This is a genomic window from Erwinia sp. L03-1 (assembly GCF_058686115.1).
The window spans coordinates 3,863,445-3,889,518 of sequence record NZ_CM178762.1; the positions used below are offsets into that span (position 1 = coordinate 3,863,445).

Consider the following 26,074-nt stretch of genomic DNA (forward strand, 5'->3'; position numbering starts at 1 on the left):
GAATCGAGCCGAATATCTATGCCTTTTACACTTGGTCAACGCTGGATCAGCGATACGGAAAGCGAACTGGGACTGGGAACTATCGTCGCGGTCGATACGCGCATGGTGACTGTGCTTTTCTCCGCCACCGGTGAAAACCGTCTTTATGCAAAAAATGATTCTCCTATCACCCGCGTGATGTTTAATCCGGGTGACACCATTACCAGCCATGAAGGCTGGCAGCTTGAGGTGGAAGAAGTCCTCAGCGAAAACGGGCTGATGGACTATATCGGGACGCGGCTGGACACGGGCGAAACCGGCGTGTTGCTGCGCGAGGTGATGCTCGACAGCAAGCTGGTGTTCAGCAAGCCGCAGGATCGCCTGTTTGCCGGCCAGCTCGACCGCATGGATCGTTTTGCCCTGCGCTTTCGCGCCCGTAAATATCAGAGCGAGCAGTACCGCCTGCCGGTCAGCGGCCTGCGCGGTATGCGCACCAGCCTGATCCCTCACCAGTTACACATCGCTCACGACGTGGGCCGACGCCATGCACCACGCGTGCTGCTGGCGGATGAGGTAGGACTCGGCAAGACCATCGAAGCCGGGATGATTATTCACCAGCAGCTGCTGGCGGGCCGCGCCGAGCGCGTGTTAATCGTGGTGCCGGAAACGCTGCAACACCAGTGGCTGGTGGAGATGCTCCGTCGCTTCAATCTGCGCTTTGCCCTGTTTGACGACGAACGCTACACCCAGGCCCAGCAGGACAGCGACAACGCCTTTGAAACCGAACAGCTGGTGATCTGCTCGCTCGACTTCGTGCGCCGCAATAAACAGCGTCTGGCGATGCTGGCAGACGCCGAGTGGGATTTGCTGATTGTCGATGAGGCCCACCACCTGGCCTGGGAAGACGGACAGCCGAGCCGTGAATATCAGGTGATCGAGCAGCTTGCCGAGCAGATCCCCGGCGTGCTGCTGCTGACCGCCACGCCAGAGCAGCTGGGTATGGAAAGCCACTTTGCCCGCCTGCGCCTGCTGGACCCCGATCGCTTCCACGACTTTGACGCCTTCGTTGAGGAGCAGCAGCATTTCCGCCCCATCGCCGACGCGGTGACCGGCCTGCTGGCCGATAAGTCCATCAGCCAGCAGGAGATGAACATGCTGAACGATCTGATGGGCGAACAGGATATCGAGCCGCTGCTGCAAACCGCCAACAGCGACAGCAAAGGCAAGCTGGAGGCGCGCAAAGAGCTGATCACCATGCTGATGGATCGCCACGGTACCAGCCGCGTGCTATTCCGTAACACCCGTAACGGGGTGAAAGGCTTTCCGAAGCGCGAGCTGCATCAGATCCGTCTGCCGCTGCCGACGCAGTATCAGACCGCCATCAAGGTTTCCGGCATTATGGCCGCGCGGAAAACGGCCGATGAACGCGCTCGCGATATGCTCTACCCCGAGCAAATTTATCAGGAGTTCGAGGGCGACAGCGGCACCTGGTGGAATTTCGATCCGCGCGTGGAGTGGCTGATGGGCTTCCTGACCAGCCATCGCGAGCACAAAGTGCTGGTGATCTGTGCCAAGGCCGCCACGGCGCTTCAGCTTGAGCAGGTACTACGCGAGCGCGAAGGCATTAAGGCGGCGGTATTCCATGAGGGGCTGTCAATCATTGAGCGCGACCGCGCCGCCGCGTGGTTTGCCTCTGAGGAAGAGGGTGCGCAGGTGCTTCTCTGCTCGGAGATTGGCTCTGAAGGACGTAACTTCCAGTTTGCCAGCCAGATGGTGATGTTCGATCTGCCGTTTAACCCGGACCTTCTGGAGCAGCGTATTGGCCGCCTGGACCGTATCGGGCAGGCTCATGATATTCAGATCCACGTGCCGTGGCTGGAAAAAACCGCTCAGGCGGTGCTGGTGCGCTGGTACAACGAAGGGCTGGATGCGTTCGAACACACCTGCCCGACCGGCCGCGCCATCTATGACAGCGTCTATTCACGGCTGATCGAATTTCTTGCCACGCCGGATAACACCGAAGGGCTGGATGCGTTTATCGCCGACTGCCGCAGCCAGCACGATGCGCTGAAATCCCAGCTGGAACAGGGCCGCGACCGCCTGCTGGAGCTGAACTCCAACGGCGGCGAGCAGGCTCAGGCGCTGGCCGGGGCGATCAGCGCGCAGGATGATGATATTGAGCTGGTTAACTTTGCACTCAATCTGTTCGATATCGTCGGCATCAATCAGGAAGATCGCAGTGATAATCTGATCGTCCTGACGCCGGGCGACCATATGCTGGTGCCGGATTTCCCTGGGCTGCCGGAGGATGGCTGCACTATCACCTTCGATCGCAATCAGGCGCTGTCGCGTGAGGATGCGCAGTACGTGACCTGGGAGCATCCAATCGTGCGCAACGGTCTGGATTTGATCCTCTCTGGTGACACCGGCAGCTGCGCGCTGTCGCTGCTGAAAAATAAGGCGCTGCCGGTGGGAACGCTGCTGGTTGAGCTGATTTACGTGGTGGAAGCGCAGGCGCCGAAGCATCTGCAACTGACCCGCTTCCTGCCGCCGACGCCGGTACGCATGCTGGTTGACCGTAAAGGCACCAACCTGGCGGGCAAGGTGGAGTTTGAAAGCTTTAACCGCCAGCTGAACGCCATCAACCGTCATAACGGCAGCAAGCTGGTTAATGCGGTACAGCAGGATGTGCATGCGATCCTCAAGCTGGCGGAAGATCAGGCGGCCGCAGAAGCCCGCGCGCTGATTGATATTGCCCGCCGGGAAGCCGACGAGAAGCTGAGTGCGGAGCTGTCGCGCCTGGATGCCCTGCGCGCCGTCAATCCTAACATCCGTCAGGATGAGATTGACGCGCTGGAGAGCAACCGCGAGCAGGTTCTGTCGGCGCTGAGTGAAGCAGGCTGGCGCCTGGATGCGCTGCGCCTGATCGTCGTCACGCATCAGTAATTACGCATGGGGCGGCGCAGGTCGCCCCGCTAAGGCAGCAGAATGGAACCCTACAATCCCCCGCAAGAGCCCTGGCTACACGTCCTGTATCAGGATGACTTTATTATGGTGGTCAACAAGCCCAGCGGACTGCTCTCCGTGCCGGGTCGCCAGCCGGAACACCGTGACAGCATCATGACGCGTATTCAGCGTGATTATCCGTCGGCAGAGTCGGTCCACCGGCTGGATATGGCCACCAGCGGCGTAATGGTGGTGGCCATGACCAAGCAGGCCGAACGTGAGCTGAAAAGGCAGTTTCGCGAGCGTGAGCCGCAGAAAACCTATGTGGCGCGCGTCTGGGGGCATCCGCAGCCGGAAGAAGGCGTGGTTGATTTACCGCTGATCTGCGACTGGCCAAACCGCCCTAAGCAGAAGGTCTGTTTTGAGACCGGGAAGGCGGCGCAAACCCTGTACCAGGTGTTGGAGTACGCGGCGGATAACAGCGCCCGGGTGCAGCTGAAACCGGTCACCGGCCGCTCTCACCAGCTGCGGGTCCATATGCTGGCGCTGGGCCACCCGATTTTAGGGGATAATTTTTACGCCCATGACGAGGCGAGAGCGATGGCCTCGCGCCTGCAGCTGCATGCGGAAATGCTGACCATCACTCACCCTAAATACCTTTCGCCTATGACCTTCCGGCAGCCCGCTGATTTTTAAGCGCAGCAGGCGTGAAATCTGATCGGAAGGGTTAGCGGAAGCCCTTTTCCCGTTTAATCAGGTCGTAAGCGGCCTGAATTTCCTGCGCTTTCTGTTTGGCCATCTCCATCATCTGCGGCGGCAGCCCCTTCGCGACCAGCTTATCCGGATGGTGTTCGCTCATCTGCTTACGGTAGGCGCGCTTAATGGTGGCGGCATCGTCGCTGCTTTTTACACCCAGCACGCTACAGGCATCTTCCAGCGTCGGCCCGCGCTGCCCGGGATTGAAACCACCCTGAGCACCCGCGCCCCCGGCAGAATAGCTGCCGCCGCCAAACTGCTGTCCACCGGCCATCATGCGCAGGAACTGATCGAACTGGCTGCGGGAAATCCCCAGCTCTTCGGCGATGACGTACAGCACCTGACGCTCGTTCGGATGCAGTGACCCATCGGCAAAGGCGGCCTGAATCTGGATTTCAAGGAACATCCTGATGAGATCAAAACGGCCGAAGCAGGCGCTGCGCAGCTCGCGGAGCTTATCCCGCAAAGGGTAGTTGCCCTCTTTGCCTTCGCGAAACGCGCGCTGGGCCGAGGTTCGCGCCTCGCCGTGCAGCTGCATTCTGTCCATCAGCAGCGAGGCCATCTGGATATCCGCATCGGTGACGCGCCCTTTGGATTTGGTCAAATGCCCCATCACCTGAAAGGTGGTACGGAAAAACAGCGTCTGCCGGGTCTGCTGATTGGTGAAGTAGCCCTGCCCCTGTACACTTCGTACTTTATCGACCAGGTGGCCGATAAGCAGTCCGATTGCCAGTCCCCAAAAGCCGGTGCCGCTTAACAAACCCAGCACAAGACCCATTACTTTTCCCCAATAGCGCATATACTCCTCAATTCGCCATGCCGAAGGTTAAAAATTGCATTATCATACCCGTCATTTACTCAAGAGCCTAACGGCAACGCGGTCAAACAACCAGGATTAACACTAGCGCAACGCAGTTGAGTACGTTAGTCTCTGAGCGTTTTTCGGCAAGATGTCAGCTATCACGGAATTTTGATACCGCGTATGAAAAAACGACTACCTACTTTGCTGGCCACGCTAATCGGCACAGCGCTTTACAGCCAGCAAGGCCTGGCCGATGACCTCGCTTCCCAGTGTATGCTGGGCGTGCCCAGCTACAACCGCCCGCTGGTGCAGGGGAAGGATACCAACGCGCTGCCGGTCACCATCAACGCGGACAACGCGAAAGGTAACTACCCGGATAACGCGGTATTCAACGGCAATGTTGACATCAGGCAGGGCAATAGCCGCATGCTGTCTGACGAGGTACAGCTGCATCAGAAACCGCAGCCGGGCCAGCCGACGCCCGTTCGCACCGTGGACGCACTGGGTAATGTGCACTACGACGACAATCAGGTCATCCTGAAAGGTCCGAAAGCCTGGTCCAACCTGAATACCAAAGACACCAACGTCTGGAATGGGACCTATCAGATGGTGGGTCGTCAGGGCCGCGGCAGCGGCGATCAGATGAAGCTTCGCGGACAAAACCGCTATACCATCCTTGAAAACGGCACCTTCACCTCCTGTCTGCCCGGCGATAACAGCTGGAGCGTAGCGGGAACCGAGGTGATTGAGGATCGCGAAGAACAGGTGGCGGAGATCTGGAACGCCCGCTTCAAAATTGGCGCAGTGCCGGTACTCTATAGCCCCTATCTGCAACTGCCTATTGGTGACCGCCGCCGCTCCGGCTTCCTGATCCCTAATGCGAAGTACGGCAGTTCAAACGGCTTTGAATTTATTCTCCCCTACTACTGGAACATCGCGCCCCAGGCGGATGCGACCATCACGCCGCACTATATGAGCAAGCGTGGCATGCAGTGGCAGAATGAGTTCCGCTATCTGACCAAAGCCGGTGCAGGCCTGATGGAGTTCGACTACCTGCCCACCGATGACCAGTACAACCGGGATGCCGCATCGCGCAATATCTCTGATGATAAAGACTCTAACCGCTGGCTCTTCTTCTGGAAGCACTCCGGCGTTTACGATCAGAACTGGCGCTTTAACGTTGACTACACCAAGGTTAGCGATCCCTACTACTTTACCGATCTGGATTCGACCTACGGTAGCTCCACCGACGGCTACGTGACGCAGAAGTTTAGCGTCGGCTACGCCGAGAAAAACTGGGATGCCACCCTGTCGACCAAACAGTTCCAGATCTTCTCCACCAACGCTAATAACGATGTCTATCGCGCTGAACCGCAGTTCGACTACAACTATTATCAGAACGATGTCGGCCCGTTCGATACGCATCTCTACGCCCAGGCGGTGAAGTTCACTAACGTCAACGAAAACTACCCTGACGCTACGCGTCTGCACCTTGAACCAACGATCAACCTGCCGCTGTCGAACGGTTGGGGCAGCCTGAATACCGAAGCGAAACTGCTGGCGACCCACTACGAGCAGGATGGCATTGACTACTACAACAAGAATGTTGATACCACCAAAGTCAACCAGCTTAAAAGCAGCGTCAATCGCACCATGCCGCAGTTCAAGGTTGACGGCAAAATGGTATTCGATCGCGATATGGACTGGTCGCCGGGCTATACCCAGACCCTGGAACCGCGCCTTCAGTACCTCTACATCCCGTACCGCGACCAGAGCGACATTCGCGCCTACGACTCCACGCTGCTGCAAAGTGACTATACCGGCCTGTTCCGTGACCGCACCTACAGCGGCCTGGATCGCATCGCGTCTGCCAACCAAATGACCAGCGGCGTTACCACGCGAATTTTTGATAACGATTTGGTTGAACGTTTTAACGCTTCGATAGGTCAAATTTACTCGTTTACCCCATCTCGTACCGGTCTTGAGACGGCGGACAGCGACGATCGCGGCAGTCTGGTCTGGGCAGGTGACACCTACTGGAAGATCAGCGACCGCTGGGGCGCGCGCGGTGGCGTGCAGTATGACACCCACCTCGATAACGTTTCCCAGGGGAACGCCGTGCTGGAGTACCGCCAGGATGCAGACCGGATGGTGCAGCTGAACTATCGCTACACCAGCCCGGAATACATTGAGCAGACGCTGAGTCAGATAACCAACCCGGGTTATCAGCAGGGGATATCGCAGGTTGGGGCAACGGCCAGCTGGCCGGTGGCCGATGCCTGGTCAGTGGTAGGCGCATGGTATTACGATACTAAAGCCCGCCAGCCTGCCGATCAGCTGCTGGGCGTGCAGTACAGCTCCTGCTGCTATGCAATCCGTCTGGGCTACGAGCGTAAAATTACCAGTTGGGAAAACGACAGCAGTAAGTACGACAATAAAATCTCATTCAACATTGAGCTTCGTGGCCTGAGTCCTTCGTATAGTCTGGGCACCGGTCAAATGCTGCGTCAGGGCATACTGCCTTATCAGCGCTCTTTCTGATGTTGTAATAATTACTATGCCAACCCGCAGTGCGGATAGAAGAATGGAAAAAGTATGAAGAACTGGAGAATGCTGATCCTCGGTGCAGCGCTGTCAGCCAGCACCGCGTTTGCAGCCCCGCAGGTTGTTGATAAAGTTGCCGCCGTTGTGAATAACGGCGTGGTACTGGAAAGTGACGTCGACGGTATGATGCAGTCGGTGAAAGGTCAGGCCCAGCAGGCGGGTCAGCAGTTGCCTGATGATAAAACCCTGCGCCATCAGATCGTTGAGCGTCTGGTTATGGACAACATCCTGCTGCAGATGGGTAAACAGGCTGGGATCCAGATCTCAGACGCGCAGCTGGATCAGGCCATTGGCAATATTGCCGCGCAAAACAAAATGAGTCTCGATCAGCTGCGCAGCCGCCTGGCCTATGATGGCATGAACTACGCCACCTACCGCGAGCAGATCCGCAAAGAGATGACCATTGCGGAAGTACGCAATAATGAAGTGCGTCGTCGCGTGACCATTCTGCCGCAGGAAGTCGACTCGCTGGCGAAGCAGGTTGCTACCACCAACGATGCCGGGACCGAGCTGAACCTCAGCCACATCCTGCTGCCGCTGCCGGAGAATCCGACGCAGCAACAGGTTGACGATCAGGAAACGCTGGCGAAGCAGCTGGTTAGCGAAAGCAAAAACGGCGGCGATTTTGGCAAGCTGGCCATCACCTATTCAGCCGACCCTCAGGCGCTGAAAGGCGGTAACATGGGCTGGGGCCGGATTCAGGAGCTCCCTTCCCTGTTTGCCCAGGCGCTGGCAACCGCGAAAAAAGGCGATATCATCGGCCCAATCCGCTCAGGCGTTGGCTTTCACATCCTGAAGGTTAACGACGTTCGCGGCGACAAGCAGAACGTTTCCGTGACCGAAGTGCATGCCCGCCATATCCTGCTTAAGCCTTCGCCAATTATGACCGACGCGCAGGCTCGTGAGAAGCTGACCCAGGTTGCTGCCGATATTCACAGCGGCAAAACCACCTTTGCCGATGCGGCTAAGCAGCTTTCACAGGATCCAGGCTCAGCCAACCAGGGTGGCGATCTCGGCTGGAGCTCGCCGGAGATGTATGACCCGGCGTTCCGCGACGCGCTGCTGAAGCTGAAAAAAGGCCAGATGAGCGCCCCGGTGCACTCCTCCTTTGGCTGGCACCTGATCCAGCTGCTTGATACCCGCCAGGTTGATAAAACCGATGCGGCGCAGAAAGAGCGTGCCTACCGCCTGCTGTTCAACCGCAAGTTTGCGGAAGAAGCACAGACCTGGATGCAGGAACAGCGTGCTTCGGCCTACGTAAAAATTCTGGATGCTAATGCTCAGTAACAGCCGCGTGGTTATCACTCCCGGCGAACCCGCCGGGATTGGCCCTGACGTCACCCTTCAGCTGGCCCAGCGCGACTGGCCGGTTGAGCTGGTGGTCTGTGCCGACCCGCACCTGCTGCGCCAGCGTGCCGCCACGCTGGGGCTGCCGCTGATCCTGCGGGAATACCAGCCGGGCCAGCCCGTGCCTCAGCGGGCGGGTACGCTGACCGTACTGCCGGTACACGCCGCGCAGCCGGTCAAGGCGGGAGAACTTTGCACCGATAACAGCCACTACGTCCTTGAGACGCTTGCCCGCGCCTGCGACGGCTGCCTGAGCGGTGAATTCGCCGCGCTGGTTACCGGCCCGGTACACAAAGGCGCGATCAACGACGCCGGGATCCCGTTCAGCGGGCATACCGAGTTCTTTGCCGAACGCGCCCGCTGCGCACGCGTGGTGATGATGCTGGCGACTGAAGAGCTCCGCGTGGCGCTGGCCACAACGCATCTGCCGCTTAAGGACGTCTCTGCCGCTATCACGCGTGAAAGTCTGCATGAGGTGATCCACATCCTGCATGCTGATCTACAAAAAAAGTTTGGCATTGCCTCACCGCATATCTTTGTTTGCGGGCTGAATCCCCACGCGGGCGAAGGCGGTCATATGGGACGGGAAGAGATCGATGTGATTGTTCCTGCCCTGGATGCGCTGCGCCAGCAGGGTATCCAGCTGACCGGGCCACTGCCGGCGGATACGCTGTTCCAGCCGAAATACCTACAGCATGCCGATGCGGTTCTGGCGATGTATCACGACCAGGGCCTGCCGGTGCTAAAATTCCAGGGATTTGGGAGAGCGGTGAATATCACCCTCGGCCTGCCCTTTATCCGCACGTCCGTTGACCATGGTACCGCCCTTGAACTGGCAGGCCAGGGAAGCGCCGATGCGGGCAGCTTTGTTACGGCGCTTAACCTCGCCATCACCATGATTAAGAGCAGTAATGAATAATCGCGTCCATCAGGGCCATTTCGCCCGCAAACGTTTCGGACAGAACTTCCTGAACGATCCTTATATTATCGACAGCATTGTCTCCGCTATCCACCCAATGCCAGGTGAGGCCGTCGTTGAGATAGGCCCGGGGCTGGGCGCATTAACCGAGCCAGTTGGCGAACGGCTGGATGCCATGACGGTGATTGAGCTTGACCGCGATCTGGCGGCCCGTCTGCAAACCCATCCATTCCTTGGCCCGAAGCTGACTATTTTCCAGCAGGATGCGATGGCCTTTGACTTCGCCGACTATGCGCGTCAACAGGGCCAGTCCCTGCGCGTATTTGGTAACCTGCCCTACAACATCTCTACGCCGCTGATGTTCCATCTCTTCAGCTATACTGATGCGATTCGGGATATGCACTTTATGCTGCAAAAAGAGGTGGTCAACCGTTTGGTTGCCGGGCCTGGCAGCAAAGCCTATGGCCGTCTTACCGTGATGGCGCAGTACTATTGCCAGGTGATCCCGGTACTGGAAGTGCCGCCGGAATCCTTTACCCCGGCGCCTAAAGTGGACTCAGCCGTGGTACGGCTGGTGCCCTATGCGAAAATCCCCTACCCGGTGGAGGATATTCGCGCGTTAAGCAGAATCACCACCGAAGCATTTGGTAAGCGGCGTAAAACCCTGCGCAACAGCCTGGGTCATCTGTTTTCGTTAGAGGTGTTGCAGGAGATGAATATTGACCCCACGCTGCGGGCGGAAAACATTTCTGTAGCACAGTACTGCCAGCTGGCTAACTGGCTGACTGCGCATCCACAGGCGCCGCAGGAGAACTGATTCTATGACTGAACGGCCCCGCGTCAGCGTCCAGGTGCAGAGTGTGTATATTCCTTCGCAGTCCATGCCTGAGGAGGAACGCTACGTTTTCGCTTATACCATCACCCTTCGTAATCTGGGCCATGCCGCCGTGCAGCTGCTCGGACGCTACTGGCTTATCACCAATGGCAACGGTCATGAAACCGAAGTACAGGGCGAAGGCGTGATCGGCGAACAGCCGGTTATCGCGGCCGGGGGCGAATTTCAGTATACCAGCGGTGCAGTCCTGGAGACGCCGCCAGGCACCATGCAGGGACACTATGAGATGGTTGACGCAGGGGGCGATGCCTTTCGCGTTGAAATCCCGGTGTTCCGGCTGGCCATTCCCACGCAGATCCACTAATTTCCGCCCGGCACCGTGCGCCCTTAACGGGCAGCAATAATCGGTGCCGGTGACCTTCATCGTAAACGCCTGGGGCGATTTAATGAGCACTTATCTAATTGGTGACGTTCACGGTTGCTATGATGAACTTCAATCCCTGCTACAGCAGGTCAGCTTCGATCCTGCTCAGGATACGCTCTGGCTGACCGGCGACCTGGTGGCTCGCGGTCCTGGCTCACTCGACGTACTGCGGTTTGTCCGATCGCTGGGGGATGCCGCGCGTCTGGTATTGGGTAATCACGATCTGCATCTGCTTGCCGTCTATGCCGGGATCAGTCGCAATAAGCCTAAGGATCGGCTGGCCGCGTTACTGGAAGCAGAGGATGCCGACACGCTGATTAACTGGCTGCGACGCCAGCCGCTGCTACAGGTCGATGAAGAGAAAAAGCTGGTTATGGGACATGCGGGTATTACGCCGCAGTGGGATATCGACACGGCGAAGGCCTGCGCCAGAGAGGTGGAGGCAGTACTCTCCAGCGATACCTATCCACTGTTCCTGGATGCGATGTATGGCGATATGCCGAACAACTGGTCACCGGAGCTTACCGGCCTTGCCCGGCTGCGTTTCACCACCAATGCGCTGACGCGAATGCGTTTCTGCTTTCCCAACGGCCAGCTGGATATGATCTGTAAAGACACGCCTGAATCCGCTCCACCGCCGTTGAAGCCCTGGTTCACCATCCCGGGACCGGTATCTAAAGCCTATACCATTGTGTTTGGCCACTGGGCTTCGCTGGAGGGTCAGGGCACCCCGGAAGGGATTATCGGTCTGGATACCGGCTGCTGCTGGGGGGGCGTAATGACGATGCTGCGCTGGGAGGATAAGGCGGTGTTCGTGCAACCCTCTAACCGGAAGCGGGCAGCAGAGGCCTGAAACCGCAAGCGCATCCCGGTAGCCTGACGGTATTTATGCCCCTAAGCGCGCCCTGAATGCCGTAACGGTATTTTCTGCCTGTGCGCCCCACGCTGTGGGGCGCGCTTCGTTAACGACGATCGAGAATTTCCCAGCAGTAGCTGTGGGAGTTATTTTCATCGGCGTCGTGGAATTCGCTAAACGTCGACTGCCACTGATCCGGCTCGTAGTCCGGGAAAGTCGTATCCCCTTCCACTTCGGCATCAATATGGGTCAGGTAGAGTCGGTCTGCGCGGGCCAGTAGCTGCTCGTAAATCTTACCGCCGCCAATCACCATCACTTCTTCTGCGTCGCCAGCAGCCTTAAGCGCTTCCTCAATAGAGGTTACCCAGGTGGCACCTTCTGCATTGCCGGGCTGGCGGCTGATAACTATGTTTAAACGGCCCGGCAGCGGACGCCCGATCGATTCCCAGGTCCGGCGCCCCATGATAACCGGCTTACCCAGCGTATTACGTTTAAACCACGCCAGATCGGCTGGAATATGCCACGGCATGGCGTTTTCCATTCCAATTACGCGGTCGGCCGCCATGGCCGCAATCAGGCTTATCATTATTGACACTCAACAGGCAGTAAATTTGGCGCCATCATACGGAAAGGTGAAACTTTCGTCGATACCCAACGGGTGGGTTTTACGTAAAGGTTTTTAAGGGTGATATTTACCCTGAAAGGCCACAGGCTGATTGCTCAAAAGGTCGGTGATCGTGCTAAAATCTGTGCCCCAACTCCAGGATACGACCATGTTAGAAACCAGCCTGATTATCTTCACTATTGCGGCCCTGGGAATGCTTTCCCCCGGTCCTGACTTCTTCCTTATTATCAAAAATGCCGCCCGCTATCCGCGAATGGCAGCGATGTTTACCGCGCTCGGGGTGAACTGCGCAGTCGCCACACATATGATTTACTGCGTGGCCGGGCTGGCCGTGGTGATCACTACCACCCCCTGGCTGTTTATGCTGCTGAAATACGTTGGTGCGGCATACCTGATCTTTATCGGTGTCCAGGCGCTACTGTCAAGCGGCAGCAGCAAAATGGACCTCAGCAATGTGACCCCGGAGACCACCTCGCTGAGGAAAGCCTTTCTTCAGGGCTATCTCTGCAACCTGCTCAACCCGAAAGCAACGCTGTTCTTCCTGTCGATATTTACGCAGGTGCTTAACGTTCACTCCAGCTTTGGTGAGAAAATCTGGTACGCCAGCATTATCCTGATGCTCTCATCCCTGTGGTGGCCGCTGCTGGTGGTGATTATCCAGAGCGCCCCGGTGCGGCGTGCACTGGCGAAAGCCCAGAAGCTTATCGACAAACTGCTGGGCGGCGTACTGATTGCGCTGGGTATTAAGGTCGCGCTTTCTTAAATTCGTCTTTAGCCTTCTGTAACTGCTGGCTAAAGGCCGGATCGGCATGCAGCCGCGCAACAATGGCGGCAGCAACGATCCGGGCAGCGGTGACATCGCTCTGCCAGTGGTATCCGCAGATCACCCGACTCTGCCCCATCTCATAGCCCCTTTTAAGAATCTCCCCCTGCCGGGCCGGATTGACCTCGGCCAGTACCAATGCCGTTGCCCAGCCAATCGTGGTATGCCCGGAGGGATAAGAGCCATTTTTAGAGAGCGTGCTCTCTTCATCCGCGCGGCAGGTCGGTTCGTTGTAAAAGGCAAAAGGTCGGATGCGCATATAGTGTTCTTTCGCGCTGCGCGTTGCCAGATCGCCCGCATCCTCACGCATTTTCATAACCAGCCGGAACAGCTCAGGCGTTTTTTCTTTGGTAATGGGCTCGCCAAAAGCGGGCGACAGCGCCTCGGGGACACCATCGCCTGAGACGTGTGCATCCTGCCATGCCTGTTTACCCCGCGGGGTATTTCTCAGCATTTTTCCCACATCGTACTGCGCCTTGTCATTGAGAAAATCAATGCTGTCCATCGCCGGAGGAGGAGGCAGTAAGGCCAGGCTATCAGGGGACAGTGCCTCTTTCAGAAAGTACACATCGGGTTGGGTGGTCACATCCTTTGCAGCAAAAGTGGCGGGTATAGTGGCGGGTATAGTGGCGGCACAAATCAGCGTGGCTAGCAGAACTCTCTTCATCTTATCTCCCTGAATCACTCGACAGTACGTCATTATCTGCCGCCTATCTGCGGCAGGCTTATCTGATAAGCGAGAATACAGAAGGTAAGAATTTGGTTCTGGTAAACGCTTCACAGAAATCACACCGCGCTGGAAATATTACATTTTTTTGAGCATTAATATTTTATTAATGAAATCTTATATTGACGATTAGTCATCAAATAATAAGTGAATCAAAAAAAATCAGTATAATTCATAAAAAAAAACAAATCCACCCAACTGAAATATAATGAGTTATACCTAATCCGTACTGTAGTCACCTCCCTTTTCTTAACCTTCACTCACCCGTTCTTAACATTGAACTATGCTAAAGAAAAATGCTAATTAGCCTGAAACCTGAAAAACAGCTACGACCACAATTATTCTTTCAGAACTCACATCAGTAACAGGCCGCTTAGCCGTTACTGATGAACTTCAATATTTAGCAAAGGCACTTCCCGTTCCAAAATAATACACACAGGGCTTACTGCGCTGCGTTGGCTGTCAGCCATCATTTCCAGTTAATAAGAGGTAGAGCTGCATGTACAGTACTGATAATATTCTGAAAAAACTGAACACTTTTGACGACACGTCTGAAAAAGATGAGTCTGAAATTGAATCCAAACGTATTCAGAGCGCGCCCTGGACCCTGGCTGATATGATGGGCCGCTCATTACCTGAAATACGTAATCTGTCCGGGAATACGCTGACATGGGGTGAGATGGAGTTCCTGCATCAGCAGGCCGATCAAGAGCTAAAAGAGAACAAGCTGGAGGAAGCGCGCATTCTGACCCGGGCAAACCCCCAGTTGGCAAATGCCATTCGTCTGGGTATCCGTCAGTCTGCGCAGCAGAGGAGCTATAACGATCTCTTTGGCAATCGCGCCAGCCAGTTCGTTAAACCGGGAGCGGTTGCCTCCATGTTCTCTCCGGCAGGCTACCTGACGGAACTGTACCGCGAAGCCAGGGATCTCCATCCCGCTAATTCTGATTTCAATCTGGCTAAGCGCCGCGGCGATTTGGCCTCTCTCAGCCTGTCACAGGAAAACATGGACGACGAGATCTCCACCCTGTCCCTCTCTAATGCAATCATTCTGGATAAGATTGGATCCTGGTTAGGTAAAGATGAGGACGGGGTATTTGAACGGCTTTCCACCTATCGCGCTGGCAGTGCTGGGCCTTATCATCGGCCTTATGAAGCGGCCCGTCAGGCCATTATTCTGCAGGATGAGGATTTTTCAGCCTTTCGGCGCATTCCGGAGGTGGCAAAACGCATCGATCCCGCCTCACTGCTCGGGATAAAATCCGATATCTCGCCAGAGTTATATAGCCTGCTTACCGAGGAGATTACCGAAAGTAACGCTGATAAGCTGATAGAGAGGAATTTTGGTACAACGGATATCGAAAAATTTAAAAACCTGAGCCAGCTCGCATCCTTTTATGATTTGAAACCTGATGAGCTGGATGAGTTTATCAGCGTGCTGAAGGAAAGGCCCTACACAAACCATATTACAACGGGTTTTAGTATCACAGATGGTGCCATTAAGACATATACGCTTCGCAGAGCACCTGCCAGCGAATATGGTTATCATGATAATATTAATTATCTTGATCTGAGAAGAACAGATAAAAACATTTTTTATGCGCATCTCAATACCAAAACCCGCTTTATAAAATCGAGCCTGAAAATAGAATTTCCCAAAGCTCGTAATTTAGCAGATTATAATGAACTTACGCCTGGTATGGATTATAGATCGACTCCTTTCACTCTGAAAGATAATGACCTAAAAGGCACGTTTAGGCTTAATGCCTACTCCTATCTTACATCTTACAGTCCGGTAATATGTTATGCAGATTTCACCCTTTCAGAAAATACAGGTTTCGCTCCCCTGCTGCTGGAACTTAACAAACTGATCCGCCTGAGCAAGGCCACCGGGTTTACCCCGACTGAAATTTATTCAGTCAGTGAAAAGTCAGGTGTCTATCAGGGCGTAACGCCACAGACGCTGGGCAAACTTTTCTGGGCGCAGGATACGATGCAACGCTATGCCATCACCCTTTCTGAGGCGCTGGTACTTTCCGGCGGCACCGTCAGTCAGGAAGATTCAGGCAACAGGCCCAGTGCCTTTACGACGCTGTTTAATACCCCTCCGCTAAACGGCCAGCTGTTTAGTGCCGACGGCAGCGAGGTCAATCTTTCCCCCGCCAATAGCAGCGATGCCTTTCGCACTGGCGTAATGAAACGTGCCTTCCAGGTTAACGATAGCGGTCTTTATCAGCTGTGGTCGCTGGCCAGCGGCAGCGCCGCGCCCCCCACCTTCACCTGCACAATTGAGAATGTGTCCCTGCTCTATCGGATAGCGCTGCTGGCCGGGGTGAATGGCCTGAGCGTGAGCGGGCTGGCCACGCTGATAGCCGTTTCGCCCTGGTCCGGTCGTAAACCCGGTGAGCTCGCTGCCAGCGAGTTTACTGAGCTGGTCAGCTTCGTCGAACGCTACGCGGAGTGGATGAATTCGCAGGATTTAACCCCGGGTGAGCTGTTCCTGATGACCACCCCGCAGGTCAGCGACAGCATGACGCCGGAAATCGCCAGCCTGATTGAGACCCTGAATAATGGCCTCGCCAGTCAGGGTGATAATGACGACAGGTTGCTGAGCGATACCGCGCCGCTTATCGCCGCCGCGACCCAGCTTGAATCCGGGGAACTCGCCCTGGCCATTCTTATGTGGCTGGAGCAGTTAAAACCGCAGGGAATGACGGTGAAAGCCTTTCTGACGCTGGCTGCCAGAGATGACCTTACCGATACGGAGACAAAAAAGCTGGTTATCTACTGTCAGGTGCTGGGGCAGCTGGTGCTGATTGCACAGAAGCTGGCACTGACTGCCGGCGAACTGTCGCTGGCGGTGGCGCAGCCGCAGGCTTTCCAGAGTGACGTAACAGCATTACCACAGAATATCACCACCCTGTTCGGACTGGCACGTTTTCATCGCTTTCTGCAGCAGTGCGGCACCGCCGCGAGCGGGATACTGCAGGCGCTGGGCGAACAGACTCTTACCCCGGCCCAGCTGGCGCTGGCGCTGGATTTGGATGAACAGATGGTGGTTCAGGGGCTGGCCCAAAGCAGCGATACCACAACGTTCAGCAGCTGGTCAGCGGTAGATGCCACCTTACAGTGGGTGGACATGGCCACCACGCTCGGTATCACCCCTGCGGGCGTCGCCGCGCTAATAACGCTGGATTATACGCATACTGATAATACCCCCTCCTACCGCGAGTGGGTAGCAGTCAGCGCGTCATTACAGGCCGGGCTGGACAGCCGTCAGGCTGCATGCCTGCAGGCGTATCTTGATGAAAGGACCAGCGCCGCCGTCAGCACCTTTATTATAGAAAATATCACCCCTGCGTGGGTCAGCGATCGTGAGGCACTCTACAGCTGGCTGCTGATTGATAATAAGGTTTCCGCTGAGGTCAAAACCACCCGGCTGGCGGAGGCAATTACCAGCATTCAGCTGTACGTCAATCGGACGCTCAGCAGCCAGGAACAGGGTGAGGACAGCGCTGTAAAAGCACGTGCGTTCTTTACCGACTGGGACAGGTATAACAAACGCTACAGCAGCTGGGCCGGCGTTTCGCAGCTGGTTTACTACCCGGAAAACTACCTTGATCCCACCCTGCGGATCGGTCAGACCGGAATGATGAATGAGATGCTGCAATCCCTCAGCCAAAGCCAGTTGACCAGTGACACGGTTGAGGACGCCTTCAAAACCTATATGACCCGCTTTGAGGAGATCGCCAACCTGGAAATCGTTAGCGGTTATCATGATGACGTGAGCGAGAAACAGGGCACCACTTATCTCTTAGGACGGTCGGCCAGCGGAGAGTACTACTGGCGGACGGCAGATATTGGCAAAATCTCCACCGGAAAACTGCCCGCCAACGCCTGGAGTGAATGGCAAAAAATCACGGCACCCATTGCTGCGGTGACCAATCTGGTTCGCCCGGTGATCTTCCAGTCAAGACTCTACCTGGTCTGGACAGAAAGCCGTCAGGTAGCGGAAAAAATTGGCGAGAGCAGCACCCGCGAAGCCACGGAATACCTGCTAAAATATGCGCATATTTTACACAATGGTTCATGGAGCGTTCCGCTCTCATTTACCCGGCAAAGCGGTACATTCCCTCCCGCCGGGAGCGATATTACTGATATGGGCATGTACTGCGCACGGAATATCAGCACTGAACAGATCGAAGTTTTATTCTATAAGAAAAGTCAGGATTACCCTGCAAGTTACACAGGCCTATCCGGCGTACAGATACGCGCCGATGGCAGCATGGAAGAAATAAAACCCTCGCTGGCAACTACGCAGTTTAATTATATTGCTAAGCAGGCGGATTCGCCAACCGAACTTAAACTCAACACGCCATATGGGGGCGGCAGTACGACGTATTCAGCGTCATCCCCGATACGCGTTAAGGAGGTGTGGGGTGTCGAGGATTTAACAAATTTATATCTAAGCGCAGTTTCGAATATCAGTATTTCTGACGCCTCAGATGAGGCGATCTTACGATGTACACCGGTGGCCAATATTCAGTGTTACGGTAAATTGGGAACAAGAGCTAACGAAATAATGGATCTGATTCGAAAGTGCGGAGTGATAAATCATAAATTCAACATCTACCGGAGAAAGGATGTTTATGTCGGCATAAGAGAAGTTGAATTTATACAAAGAATAGAAAGGTTTACTCATTTCTTCGTTAAAACACCCTACACAAATATACTGATGCGTGGAATAACAATGCCCTTATCGTCGTTTGATTTTATATTAAGCCGCCTTAAGGATGATATTTATTACTTTATAAAAGACATTAACGATCTAAATATAGAATATTACCTAGCAGGAAGGGAAAACCAACACTTTTATTCAACTGTTTTTGCGAATGAGCTTTATATAGACACCGCAGTCAATCTAAGGCACGTAAAGCTTTCTGTCGCGTTGGGAAGCCACTCCACTCTGGACTTAGGAATTGCCTCTTCGTGCAGTAAATATACGCTTGCTGAATCAACCTTTTCTTTCGGTGATAAAGAAATAGCGCTTCCGCCTGAGGCTTTTACCAATAATAAACTTTCCCTGGAATTTACTTTTCAGGCCTCTGCCCCTGATGGCCGCTTCCTGGGCAGTGAAACCCTCCGTACAATAGTAACCCGGGTCGTTAGCAGCAATCTTCCGCTGATCTCCCTTAAGCACAGCGCGGATAACGCCCAGTATCTGCAATATGGTCCTTACCGAATCAGGGTTAACACACTCTTTGCCCAGCAGTTGGTAGCACGCGCGAATCAGGGACTGAGCAGCGTATTATCCATGGACTCCCAGTTTCTTCCCGAACCCGCGATGGGACAGGGCGGCTATATTCAGGTGGTTCTGCCCCGCTATGATGCGGTGGTTCATGGGGGTTCACGAGGGGCGAGGATTACCCTTTATCGTGGTCGGGATCAGGATTACTTCGATTTCTGGCAGGGTTCGCTAACCGATACTGAACAGACGGTGACGCTGTTTGTGCCCCTGAGCAGGGAGGAAAAGCCTTTCTATGACATTATCAACTTTCCTTATTCAACTACGTCGGGCCTTGACGTTTACCTGACCTGTGATAATGGCAGGCTGAAGGCAGGTACGCTTATGGTTAATTACTCTGTCAGTGGCATTAGCCTTAGCCATTTTATCCCAACGCCAAAACCTGCATTTACCCTGGTTATTCTGCAAGATTATACCGAACCCATGGACTTTAACGGTGCCAATGCGCTCTATTTCTGGGAGATGTTTTACTACGTTCCCATGATGGTATTCCGCCGTCTGCTACAGGAACAGAAGTTTGATGACGCGACGCGCTGGATAAAATATATCTGGAGTCCGGAAGGGTATCTGGTAAATGGCCAGCCGGCCTCGTGGCAGTGGAACGTGCGACCGCTGGAGGAGGACACCGCCTGGAATGCCAACCCACTGGATACGCTGGATCCGGACGCGGTGGCGCAGGCCGACCCGATGCATTACAAAGTCGCCACTTTTATGGCGATGCTGGATCTGCTCATCGCCCGGGGCGATACGGCTTACCGGCTGCTGGAGCGGGATACGCTTAACGAAGCGAAAATGTGGTATCTGCAGGCGTTAACCACCCTGGGTGAGGAAGCCTGGCTGCCGGAGGCGAACTGGTCCGCACCGCGGCTGGATGCTGCCGCCGATAAAACCCGGCTGGTTCGCACCCGCCAGGCCATGCAGGCCGTGCGACAGCAGACCGTCCGGGAAAACCCGGAGCAGGAACCCGCTCCAGATAAGGGAGAGCCTCGCACTGCAAACTCCCTGACCGCGTTGTTCCTGCCGCAGCAGAACGAGAAGCTCCAGGCCTACAGGCAGACGCTGACGCAGCGCCTCTATAACCTGCGTCATCATCTCTCCATTGACGGTCAGCCACTCTCCCTGCCGATTTATGCGCCGCCGGCCGATCCGGCCGCCCTGCTCAGTGCCGCCGTCAATGCCTCTCAGGGCGGCAGTCGTCTGCCCGTGGCTGAGATGCCGGTGTACCGTTTCCCAGTCATGCTGGAAAGCGCCCGTAGCATGGTCAGCCAGCTCAGTCAGTTTGGCAGCACCCTGCTCAGCATCAGTGAGCGTCAGGATGCAGAGGCGCTCTCAGGACTGCTTCAGACCCAGGGCGTGGAGCTGGTACGGCAGAGTATTGCCCTGCAGGATGCCAGCATTGCTGAAATTGCCGCGGATCGCCAGGCGCTGCAGCAGAGCCTGAACGGTGCACAGTCGCGCCTGAGCAGCTACAGCCGCCTGTATGATGAGGGTATAAATACCGGTGAAGGCCAGGCCATGGACCTCTATCTCTCCGCGTCGGTACTCTCCAACACGGCCTACGCCTCTTATATGACCGGCGCCGCACTGGATGCCGTGCCCAACATTTACGGTATGGCGGTCGGCGGCGCACACTACGGCAGCATCGCCCGGGCCGTCGGTTATGGCATTGAGATCGCGGCGGGCAGCACCCGCACTGCTGCTGACCGGATAAGCCTCTCCGAATCCTATCGTCGCCGTCGTGAAGAGTGGGCCATCCAGCGTAATGCCGCCGAATCCGACGTTAATCAAATAACGGCCCAGCTGGAAACCTACGCCATACGCCATGAAGCGGCGGTGCTGCAAAAAAATTACCTGCAAACTCAGCAGCTCCAGACGCAGGCACAAATCACCTTTCTGCAGAACAAATTCAGTAATAAGGCGCTTTACAACTGGCTGCGCGGCAAGCTGGCAGCGATCTACTACCAGTTTTATGACCTCGCCGTCTCCCGCTGCCTGATGGCGCAGGAGGCCTATAAATATGAACGTAATGAGCGCGCCGCTAACTTTATTAAGCCCGGCGCCTGGCAGGGTTCCTGGGGGGGAATGATGGCTGGAGAAACGCTGCAGCTTAATCTGGCCCGCATGGAGCACAGCTACCTGAAACACGATCAGCGGAGAAGGGAGGTCACGCGCACGGTCTGTCTCTCTGAGTTCTATGCAAGCCTCAAAGGAAGCGCTTTCGCGCTGGCGGAAAAAGTGACTGAACTGGTGACAGCCGCGAAAGGCAGCGCGGGGACGGATGAAAATGGCATTAAAGTCACCCGTCAACAGCTTCAGGCGACGATCAAGCTCTCCGACCTGGCCATAGAGAAAGATTATCCGGAGTCGCTGGGCAGTCTGCGGCGGATCAATCAAATCAGCGTGACGCTTCCCGCACTGATTGGCCCCTACCAGGATGTCAGGGCCGTACTCAACTATAGCGGCAGCCTGGCCATGCCGCAGGGGTGTAAAACGCTGGCAGTCTCCCATGGGATGAATGACAGCGGTCAGTTCCAGCTGGACTTTAATGACGGCCGCTGGCTGCCGTTTGAGGGGATTCCGGTCAGTGATGCCGGGACGCTAACCCTGAGCTTCCCGGATGCAAACAGCAGGCAGAAAGCGCTGTTACTCAGTCTGAGCGACATTATTTTGCATATCCGCTACACCATCACCGGTTAACACCTTTAACTGTTTCAGGCTCCCTGCGGGAGCCTGTCAGGGAGACTTATCATGCAATCCAATGAACAACTGCAGCTGTCGCCGCCCTCTCTGCCCAGCGGGGGTGGGACGATTAACGGTTTAAAAGGTGATATGCCTGCGGCCGGCCCTGACGGGGCCGCTACGCTCAGCATCCCTCTGCCGGTCAGCGCCGGGCGCGGTTATGCCCCCACTATTGCACTCAGCTACCACAGTCGGAGTGGAAACAGCCCGTTTGGTATGGGCTGGAACCTCAATCTGCCTGGGGTACAGCGGCGTACCCGTAAAGGTGTCCCCGCCTGGGATGAGACGGATGAATTCACTGGCCCGGACGGTGAGGTGCTGGTACCGGTACTGTCAGCCGCAGGTGCGCCAGAAACGCGGCGGGCCAGTCGCCTGTTGGGCGTCGCGCCAGGCGGAAATTTCAGCGTCCACACTTACCGCTCACGTAGCGAAAGCAGTTTCAGTCGCCTGGAACGCTGGCAACCGGATCAGGCCAGCGAAAGTGATTTCTGGGTGCTGTACAGCCCAAATGGCGAAGTCCTTCTATTAGGCAGAAATGCACAGGCCCGCATCAGCCACCCGGAAAACCCAGCCCATACGGCAGTATGGCTGCTGGAATCGTCGGTGACGCTCACCGGGGAGCAGATTTACTACCAGTACCGGGGCGAAGATGACACGGGCTGCGATCAAATGGAACGCGCGGCGCATCCGTCCAGCGGCGCACAGCGTTATCTGGTCGCGATACGCTATGGCAACAAAAACCCCGGGCGTACCCTTCCCGCCCTGGCCACTGCGCCGCCCGACTATGCGTGGCTGTTTGCGGTGACGCTGGACTACGGTGAACGCGCGCAGGGTGATTATGATATTCCCAGCTGGCAGATGCCCGGCACGGGGAGCTGGTCCTGCCGCCCGGACTGTTTTTCCGACTTCGCTTACGGATTCGACCTGCGCACCCGACGCCTCTGTCGCCAGGTGCTGCTGTTTCACCGGCTGCGTACCCTGGCAGGGGCACAGGAGGAGAGTGAAGCGCCCACGCTTATCGCTCGTATGCAGCTAAACTATGACCAGACGCCCTCACTCAGTATGCTGAAAAACGTCCGGCATCTCGCCTATGAGCCTGGCGGAAAAAGTCTTTCCCTGGCACCGCCGCTGGAATTTGAATGGCAAACCTTTACCCCCTCTTCGCTTACGCCGTTCAACTGGCAGCGGCGGGAGGATATGGCCAGCTTTAACCTGCTGCAGCCCTACCAGCTTATCGATCTTAATGGTGAGGGGCTGTGCGGGATCCTCTATCAGGACCTGGGAGCCTGGTGGTATCGTCAGCCGGAACGCCAGCCAGGGGCGGATATCGACGCGATAACATGGGGAGCGCCCAGGCCGCTACCGCAGATCCCCTCGCTGCAGCGCGGTGGTCTGTTGATCGATCTGAATGGGGATGGTCAGCTGGAATGGGTCGTGACGGCGCCCGGCGTGGCAGGCAGCTATCAGCGCACGCCGCAGGGTAACTGGCAGCATTTTACGCCGCTCTCAGCGCTGCCGGTGGAATATGCCCATCCACGTGCGCAGCTGACCGATATTATCGGTGCTGGCATGACCGACCTCGTGCTAATTGGTCCGCGCAGCGTACGCCTGTACAGCGGGAACGGTAAAGGGTGGGAGAAAGCACGGACGGTGTGGCAGGCAGAGGACATTACCCTTGCCGTGCCCGACGCGGATGCACGCGTGCTGGTCGCCTTCAGCGATCTGCCCGGCAGCGGGCAACAGCATCTGGTTGAGGTGCAGGCCAGCGGGGTTCGCTACTGGCCAAATCTGGGCCACGGTCGCTTTGGTCACCCGATCGGCCTGCCCGGCTTCAGCCAGCCTGCCGCCACCTTTAATCCGAACCAGCTCTTCCTGGCAGATACGGATGGATCGGGAACTGGCGATCTGATCTATGCCCACAGTGACCGCCTGGAGCTTTACCTTAATCAGAGTGGTAACCGCTTTGCTGAACCGCTAAACATACCGCTACCGCAGGGGGTGCGTTTTGACCACACCTGTAGCCTGCAGGTGGCAGATATCCAGGGGCTGGGCATCGCCAGCCTGATCCTTACCCTCACCCACCCGGTACCGCAGCACTGGGTGTGCCACCTCTCATCCGAGAAACCCTGGCTACTGAGCCAAATGGACAACCACCTCGGCGCACGGCACGAACTTCATTACCGCAGTTCGGCACAGTTCTGGCTGGATGAAAAGGCGGCGACGGGTAACCCTGCCCTGCCCTGCTATCTGCCCTTTGCGCTGCATACGCTCTGGCGCACAGAGGTAACCGATGAGATCACCGGTAACCGGCTGGCCAGCAAAATAAACTATCGGCACGGCGTATGGGACGGGCAGGAGCGCGAGTTTCGTGGCTTTGGCTTTGTTGAAGTGACGGACTCTGACACCTCGACCAGTCAGGGAACAGCAGCAGAGATCGGTATACCTGCGATCGGCCGCAGCTGGTATGCCACCGGTCTGCCCGCCGTGGATAACCGCCTTGCAGAAGAGTTCTGGCAGGGCGACAAAGCCGCCTGGCCCGGCTTCACGCCCCGTTTCACCACCGGAAGCGGCGAAGATGAACAAGCCTCCAGGCCACAGGATGAAACCGCCTTCTGGCTGAACCGGGGGCTAAAAGGCCTGCTGCTGCGCAGTGAGCTTTATGGCGCAGACGGCAGCAGCCAGGCCGGGATCCCCTATAGCGTCGAGGAAAACCGTCCTCAGGTGCGGCTGGTCGAGCCAGCGGGACGCTATCCGGTGGTCTGGTCTGCCCTGGCGGAAAGCCGTACATATACTTACGAGCGGGTCAGCAGCGACCCGCAGTGCAGCCAGCAGGTTCTGCTGACCAGCGATGAGTACGGACAGCCTCTGCGTCAGGTGAATATCAGCTATCCGCGCCGCAGCCAGCCGGCACAAAGTCCCTGGCCGGATACCCTGCCGGACACGCTCTTTGCCAGCAGCTATGACGATCAGCAAAAGGTGCTGCGCCTCGACCTGCAGCAAAGCCGCCTGCACGTTGTGACCTCACTGGCAGAGGGCAACTGGCTCTTAGGTATTGCCGACGCCACCCGGACCGATCACTCTATTCACTCCGCCGATGTCATCCCCTCAGACGGGCTGACGCTGGAAGGGTTGCGACAGGCGGGCGGCCCCATCGCGGACAGCCAGCCTTACATCTTTGGTGGGCAACAGCAGTGCTGGTACCTCGATAGTCAAAACCGGGCGACAACCAATGCACCCGCCCTGCCGCCCAGGGTCGCCTTTATGGAAACCGCCATTATGGATGAGGAGATAGTCAGTGCATTGAAGGCCGACATCACTCCCGCCCATCTGGCTGAGGCGGGCTATCTGTCTGCCGGATATCTGTTCGCCCGCAGGGGGGAATCCGGGAAAAAACTGTGGACGGCGCGACAGGGTTACGCGACTTACGCCTCCGCCGCGCACTACTGGCGGCCCCAGACCTGGCGTGAAACCCTGCTGACCGGCGCAGCCAGCTTCACCTGGGATCCCTGGGACTGTGTCATTGTGCAACAGCGGGACGCGGCTGGCCTGACCACGACGGCAGAGTATGACTGGCGCTTCCTGACCCCGATGCAGGTCACCGATCCCAATGACAACGTGCGCTCTGTCACGCTGGATGCGCTGGGGCGCGTCACCACCGTGCGATTTAGCGGCACGGAAAACGGACAACCCGCTGGTTACAGTGACGCCCCCTTTACCCCGCCGGAGAGTGCTGAAGCGGCGTTTGCCCTGCAAGCGCCCCTTCCCGTCGCGCAGTGCATGATTTACGTCGCCGACAGTTGGAAGACTGAGACAGAAGAAACCGCCGAGATATTACCTCCGCACGTGGTCACCCTGACGACCGACCGTTATGACAACGATGCGGAACAGCAGATCCGCCAGCAGGTGGTGTTTAGCGATGGTTTTGGTCGTGTGCTCCAGGCCGCAGCCCGTCAGGCAAACGGTGAAGCCTTGCAGCGAACCGACGATGGTGTGCTTGTGGTAGATAAAAAGGGTGCGCCCATCGCGGCCGAAACGCGCTTCCGCTGGGCGGTAACCGGCCGCACCGAGTATGACAACAAAGGTCAGGCCATCCGCACCTTTCAACCCTGGTTTCTGAATGACTGGAAGTACGTCAGCGACGTGAGCGCACGTAAGGATCTCTATGCCGATACCCATTACTACGATCCGACTGGCCGTGAATGGCAGGTAAAAACGGCGAAAGGCTGGCTGCGTCGTACGCTGTTCACGCCCTGGTTTATGGTCAGCGAGGATGAAAATGATACGGCGGCAGAGGTGACCGGGAACCTTTAGCGGAGATACCGGCTGGCGTGGACGGATTCAGATCCAAAACTGCCGCTGAGGGTAGGCTCCCTCAGCGGCAACAGGG

The 26,074-nt window shown here is 56.5% G+C and carries 14 protein-coding genes and 1 pseudogene; 11 read left to right on the forward strand and 4 right to left on the reverse strand.

Annotation, left to right across the window (positions count from 1 at the left end; translation table 11 throughout):
• The first annotated feature begins 18 nt into the window (after positions 1 to 18).
• Complete coding sequence (gene rapA / locus AC4PCC_RS17800) at positions 19 to 2,925, forward strand: RNA polymerase-associated protein RapA (RefSeq protein WP_492125405.1); 2,907 nt, start codon at positions 19 to 21, stop codon at positions 2,923 to 2,925.
• Between the two features lie 42 nt (positions 2,926 to 2,967).
• Positions 2,968 to 3,621, forward strand: coding sequence for a bifunctional tRNA pseudouridine(32) synthase/23S rRNA pseudouridine(746) synthase RluA (gene rluA, locus AC4PCC_RS17805; RefSeq protein ID WP_067709071.1), 654 nt, complete (start codon positions 2,968 to 2,970; stop codon positions 3,619 to 3,621).
• 31 nt (positions 3,622 to 3,652) lie between these two features.
• Here the strand turns inward: rluA and djlA are convergent, their stop codons facing one another.
• A complete protein-coding gene (gene djlA / locus AC4PCC_RS17810; RefSeq protein WP_067709073.1) occupies positions 3,653 to 4,480 on the reverse strand; it encodes a co-chaperone DjlA in 828 nt (275 codons plus the stop codon).
• 183 nt (positions 4,481 to 4,663) lie between these two features.
• Here djlA and lptD point away from each other — a divergent pair, with 183 nt between their 5' ends.
• Genes lptD through apaG form a run of 5 tightly spaced genes read left to right on the forward strand, consistent with a single transcriptional unit; the run spans position 4,664 to position 10,552 of the window.
• Positions 4,664 to 7,024: an LPS assembly protein LptD gene (lptD, locus tag AC4PCC_RS17815; RefSeq protein ID WP_492125406.1), complete on the forward strand. Its 2,361-nt coding sequence runs from the start codon at positions 4,664 to 4,666 to the stop codon at positions 7,022 to 7,024.
• A 54-nt stretch (positions 7,025 to 7,078) separates the two neighbouring features.
• A complete protein-coding gene (surA, locus tag AC4PCC_RS17820; RefSeq protein ID WP_345830467.1) occupies positions 7,079 to 8,374 on the forward strand; it encodes a peptidylprolyl isomerase SurA in 1,296 nt (431 codons plus the stop codon).
• Entirely contained in the window at positions 8,364 to 9,353 is a 990-nt protein-coding gene (gene pdxA, locus AC4PCC_RS17825) for a 4-hydroxythreonine-4-phosphate dehydrogenase PdxA (RefSeq protein WP_492125407.1), read from the forward strand. Before surA ends, pdxA begins: the two co-directional genes overlap by 11 nt.
• Positions 9,346 to 10,170, forward strand: a complete 825-nt coding sequence (gene rsmA, locus AC4PCC_RS17830; protein WP_067709082.1) for a 16S rRNA (adenine(1518)-N(6)/adenine(1519)-N(6))-dimethyltransferase RsmA — start codon at positions 9,346 to 9,348, stop codon at positions 10,168 to 10,170. The genes pdxA and rsmA overlap by 8 nt, the downstream gene beginning before the upstream one ends.
• A gap of 4 nt (positions 10,171 to 10,174) precedes the next feature.
• A complete protein-coding gene (apaG, locus tag AC4PCC_RS17835) occupies positions 10,175 to 10,552 on the forward strand; it encodes a Co2+/Mg2+ efflux protein ApaG (protein ID WP_492125408.1) in 378 nt (125 codons plus the stop codon).
• Here the strand turns inward: apaG and AC4PCC_RS17840 are convergent.
• Positions 10,530 to 10,589 (reverse strand): annotated as a pseudogene (locus AC4PCC_RS17840) (hypothetical protein); the annotation flags it as partial. The gene apaG and the pseudogene AC4PCC_RS17840 sit on opposite strands and share 23 nt — an antisense overlap.
• Before the next feature lie 45 nt (positions 10,590 to 10,634).
• On the opposite strand from AC4PCC_RS17840, the gene apaH reads away from it, so the two are divergent.
• Complete coding sequence (apaH, locus tag AC4PCC_RS17845) at positions 10,635 to 11,465, forward strand: bis(5'-nucleosyl)-tetraphosphatase (symmetrical) ApaH (RefSeq protein WP_492125409.1); 831 nt, start codon at positions 10,635 to 10,637, stop codon at positions 11,463 to 11,465.
• A 109-nt stretch (positions 11,466 to 11,574) separates the two neighbouring features.
• Here apaH and folA read toward each other — a convergent pair whose 3' ends face one another.
• On the reverse strand, positions 11,575 to 12,054 hold the full coding sequence (gene folA, locus AC4PCC_RS17850) for a type 3 dihydrofolate reductase (protein ID WP_492125410.1): 480 nt from the start codon (positions 12,052 to 12,054) through the stop codon (positions 11,575 to 11,577).
• Between the two features lie 187 nt (positions 12,055 to 12,241).
• Between folA and AC4PCC_RS17855 the strand changes: the two genes are divergently transcribed.
• Positions 12,242 to 12,856: a LysE family translocator gene (locus AC4PCC_RS17855; RefSeq protein WP_492125411.1), complete on the forward strand. Its 615-nt coding sequence runs from the start codon at positions 12,242 to 12,244 to the stop codon at positions 12,854 to 12,856.
• Here the strand turns inward: AC4PCC_RS17855 and AC4PCC_RS17860 are convergent.
• Complete coding sequence (locus AC4PCC_RS17860; protein WP_492125412.1) at positions 12,837 to 13,583, reverse strand: acid phosphatase; 747 nt, start codon at positions 13,581 to 13,583, stop codon at positions 12,837 to 12,839. The genes AC4PCC_RS17855 and AC4PCC_RS17860 overlap by 20 nt on opposite strands.
• Positions 13,584 to 14,142: 559 nt before the next feature.
• Between AC4PCC_RS17860 and AC4PCC_RS17865 the strand changes: the two genes are divergently transcribed.
• Both AC4PCC_RS17865 and AC4PCC_RS17870 read left to right on the forward strand, forming a co-directional pair.
• The gene (locus AC4PCC_RS17865; RefSeq protein ID WP_492125413.1) at positions 14,143 to 21,645 is read left to right on the forward strand and encodes a Tc toxin subunit A-related protein; all 7,503 of its coding nucleotides are present in this window, start codon (positions 14,143 to 14,145) and stop codon (positions 21,643 to 21,645) included.
• A 51-nt stretch (positions 21,646 to 21,696) separates the two neighbouring features.
• Entirely contained in the window at positions 21,697 to 25,998 is a 4,302-nt protein-coding gene (locus AC4PCC_RS17870) for a SpvB/TcaC N-terminal domain-containing protein (protein WP_492125414.1), read from the forward strand.
• Positions 25,999 to 26,074 lie beyond the last annotated feature (76 nt).

What these genes read in the sequence shown, in the direction of transcription:
- rapA (WP_492125405.1), top strand. Translation starts at nt 19, where the DNA reads ATGCCTTTTACACTTGGTCAACGCTGGATCAGCGATACGGAAAGCGAA.
- rluA (WP_067709071.1), top strand. Translation starts at nt 2,968, where the DNA reads ATGGAACCCTACAATCCCCCGCAAGAGCCCTGGCTACACGTCCTGTAT.
- djlA (WP_067709073.1), bottom strand. Translation starts at nt 4,480, where the DNA reads ATGCGCTATTGGGGAAAAGTAATGGGTCTTGTGCTGGGTTTGTTAAGC.
- lptD (WP_492125406.1), top strand. Translation starts at nt 4,664, where the DNA reads ATGAAAAAACGACTACCTACTTTGCTGGCCACGCTAATCGGCACAGCG.
- surA (WP_345830467.1), top strand. Translation starts at nt 7,079, where the DNA reads ATGAAGAACTGGAGAATGCTGATCCTCGGTGCAGCGCTGTCAGCCAGC.
- pdxA (WP_492125407.1), top strand. Translation starts at nt 8,364, where the DNA reads ATGCTCAGTAACAGCCGCGTGGTTATCACTCCCGGCGAACCCGCCGGG.
- rsmA (WP_067709082.1), top strand. Translation starts at nt 9,346, where the DNA reads ATGAATAATCGCGTCCATCAGGGCCATTTCGCCCGCAAACGTTTCGGA.
- apaG (WP_492125408.1), top strand. Translation starts at nt 10,175, where the DNA reads ATGACTGAACGGCCCCGCGTCAGCGTCCAGGTGCAGAGTGTGTATATT.
- apaH (WP_492125409.1), top strand. Translation starts at nt 10,635, where the DNA reads ATGAGCACTTATCTAATTGGTGACGTTCACGGTTGCTATGATGAACTT.
- folA (WP_492125410.1), bottom strand. Translation starts at nt 12,054, where the DNA reads ATGATAAGCCTGATTGCGGCCATGGCGGCCGACCGCGTAATTGGAATG.
- AC4PCC_RS17855 (WP_492125411.1), top strand. Translation starts at nt 12,242, where the DNA reads ATGTTAGAAACCAGCCTGATTATCTTCACTATTGCGGCCCTGGGAATG.
- AC4PCC_RS17860 (WP_492125412.1), bottom strand. Translation starts at nt 13,583, where the DNA reads ATGAAGAGAGTTCTGCTAGCCACGCTGATTTGTGCCGCCACTATACCC.
- AC4PCC_RS17865 (WP_492125413.1), top strand. Translation starts at nt 14,143, where the DNA reads ATGTACAGTACTGATAATATTCTGAAAAAACTGAACACTTTTGACGAC.
- AC4PCC_RS17870 (WP_492125414.1), top strand. Translation starts at nt 21,697, where the DNA reads ATGCAATCCAATGAACAACTGCAGCTGTCGCCGCCCTCTCTGCCCAGC.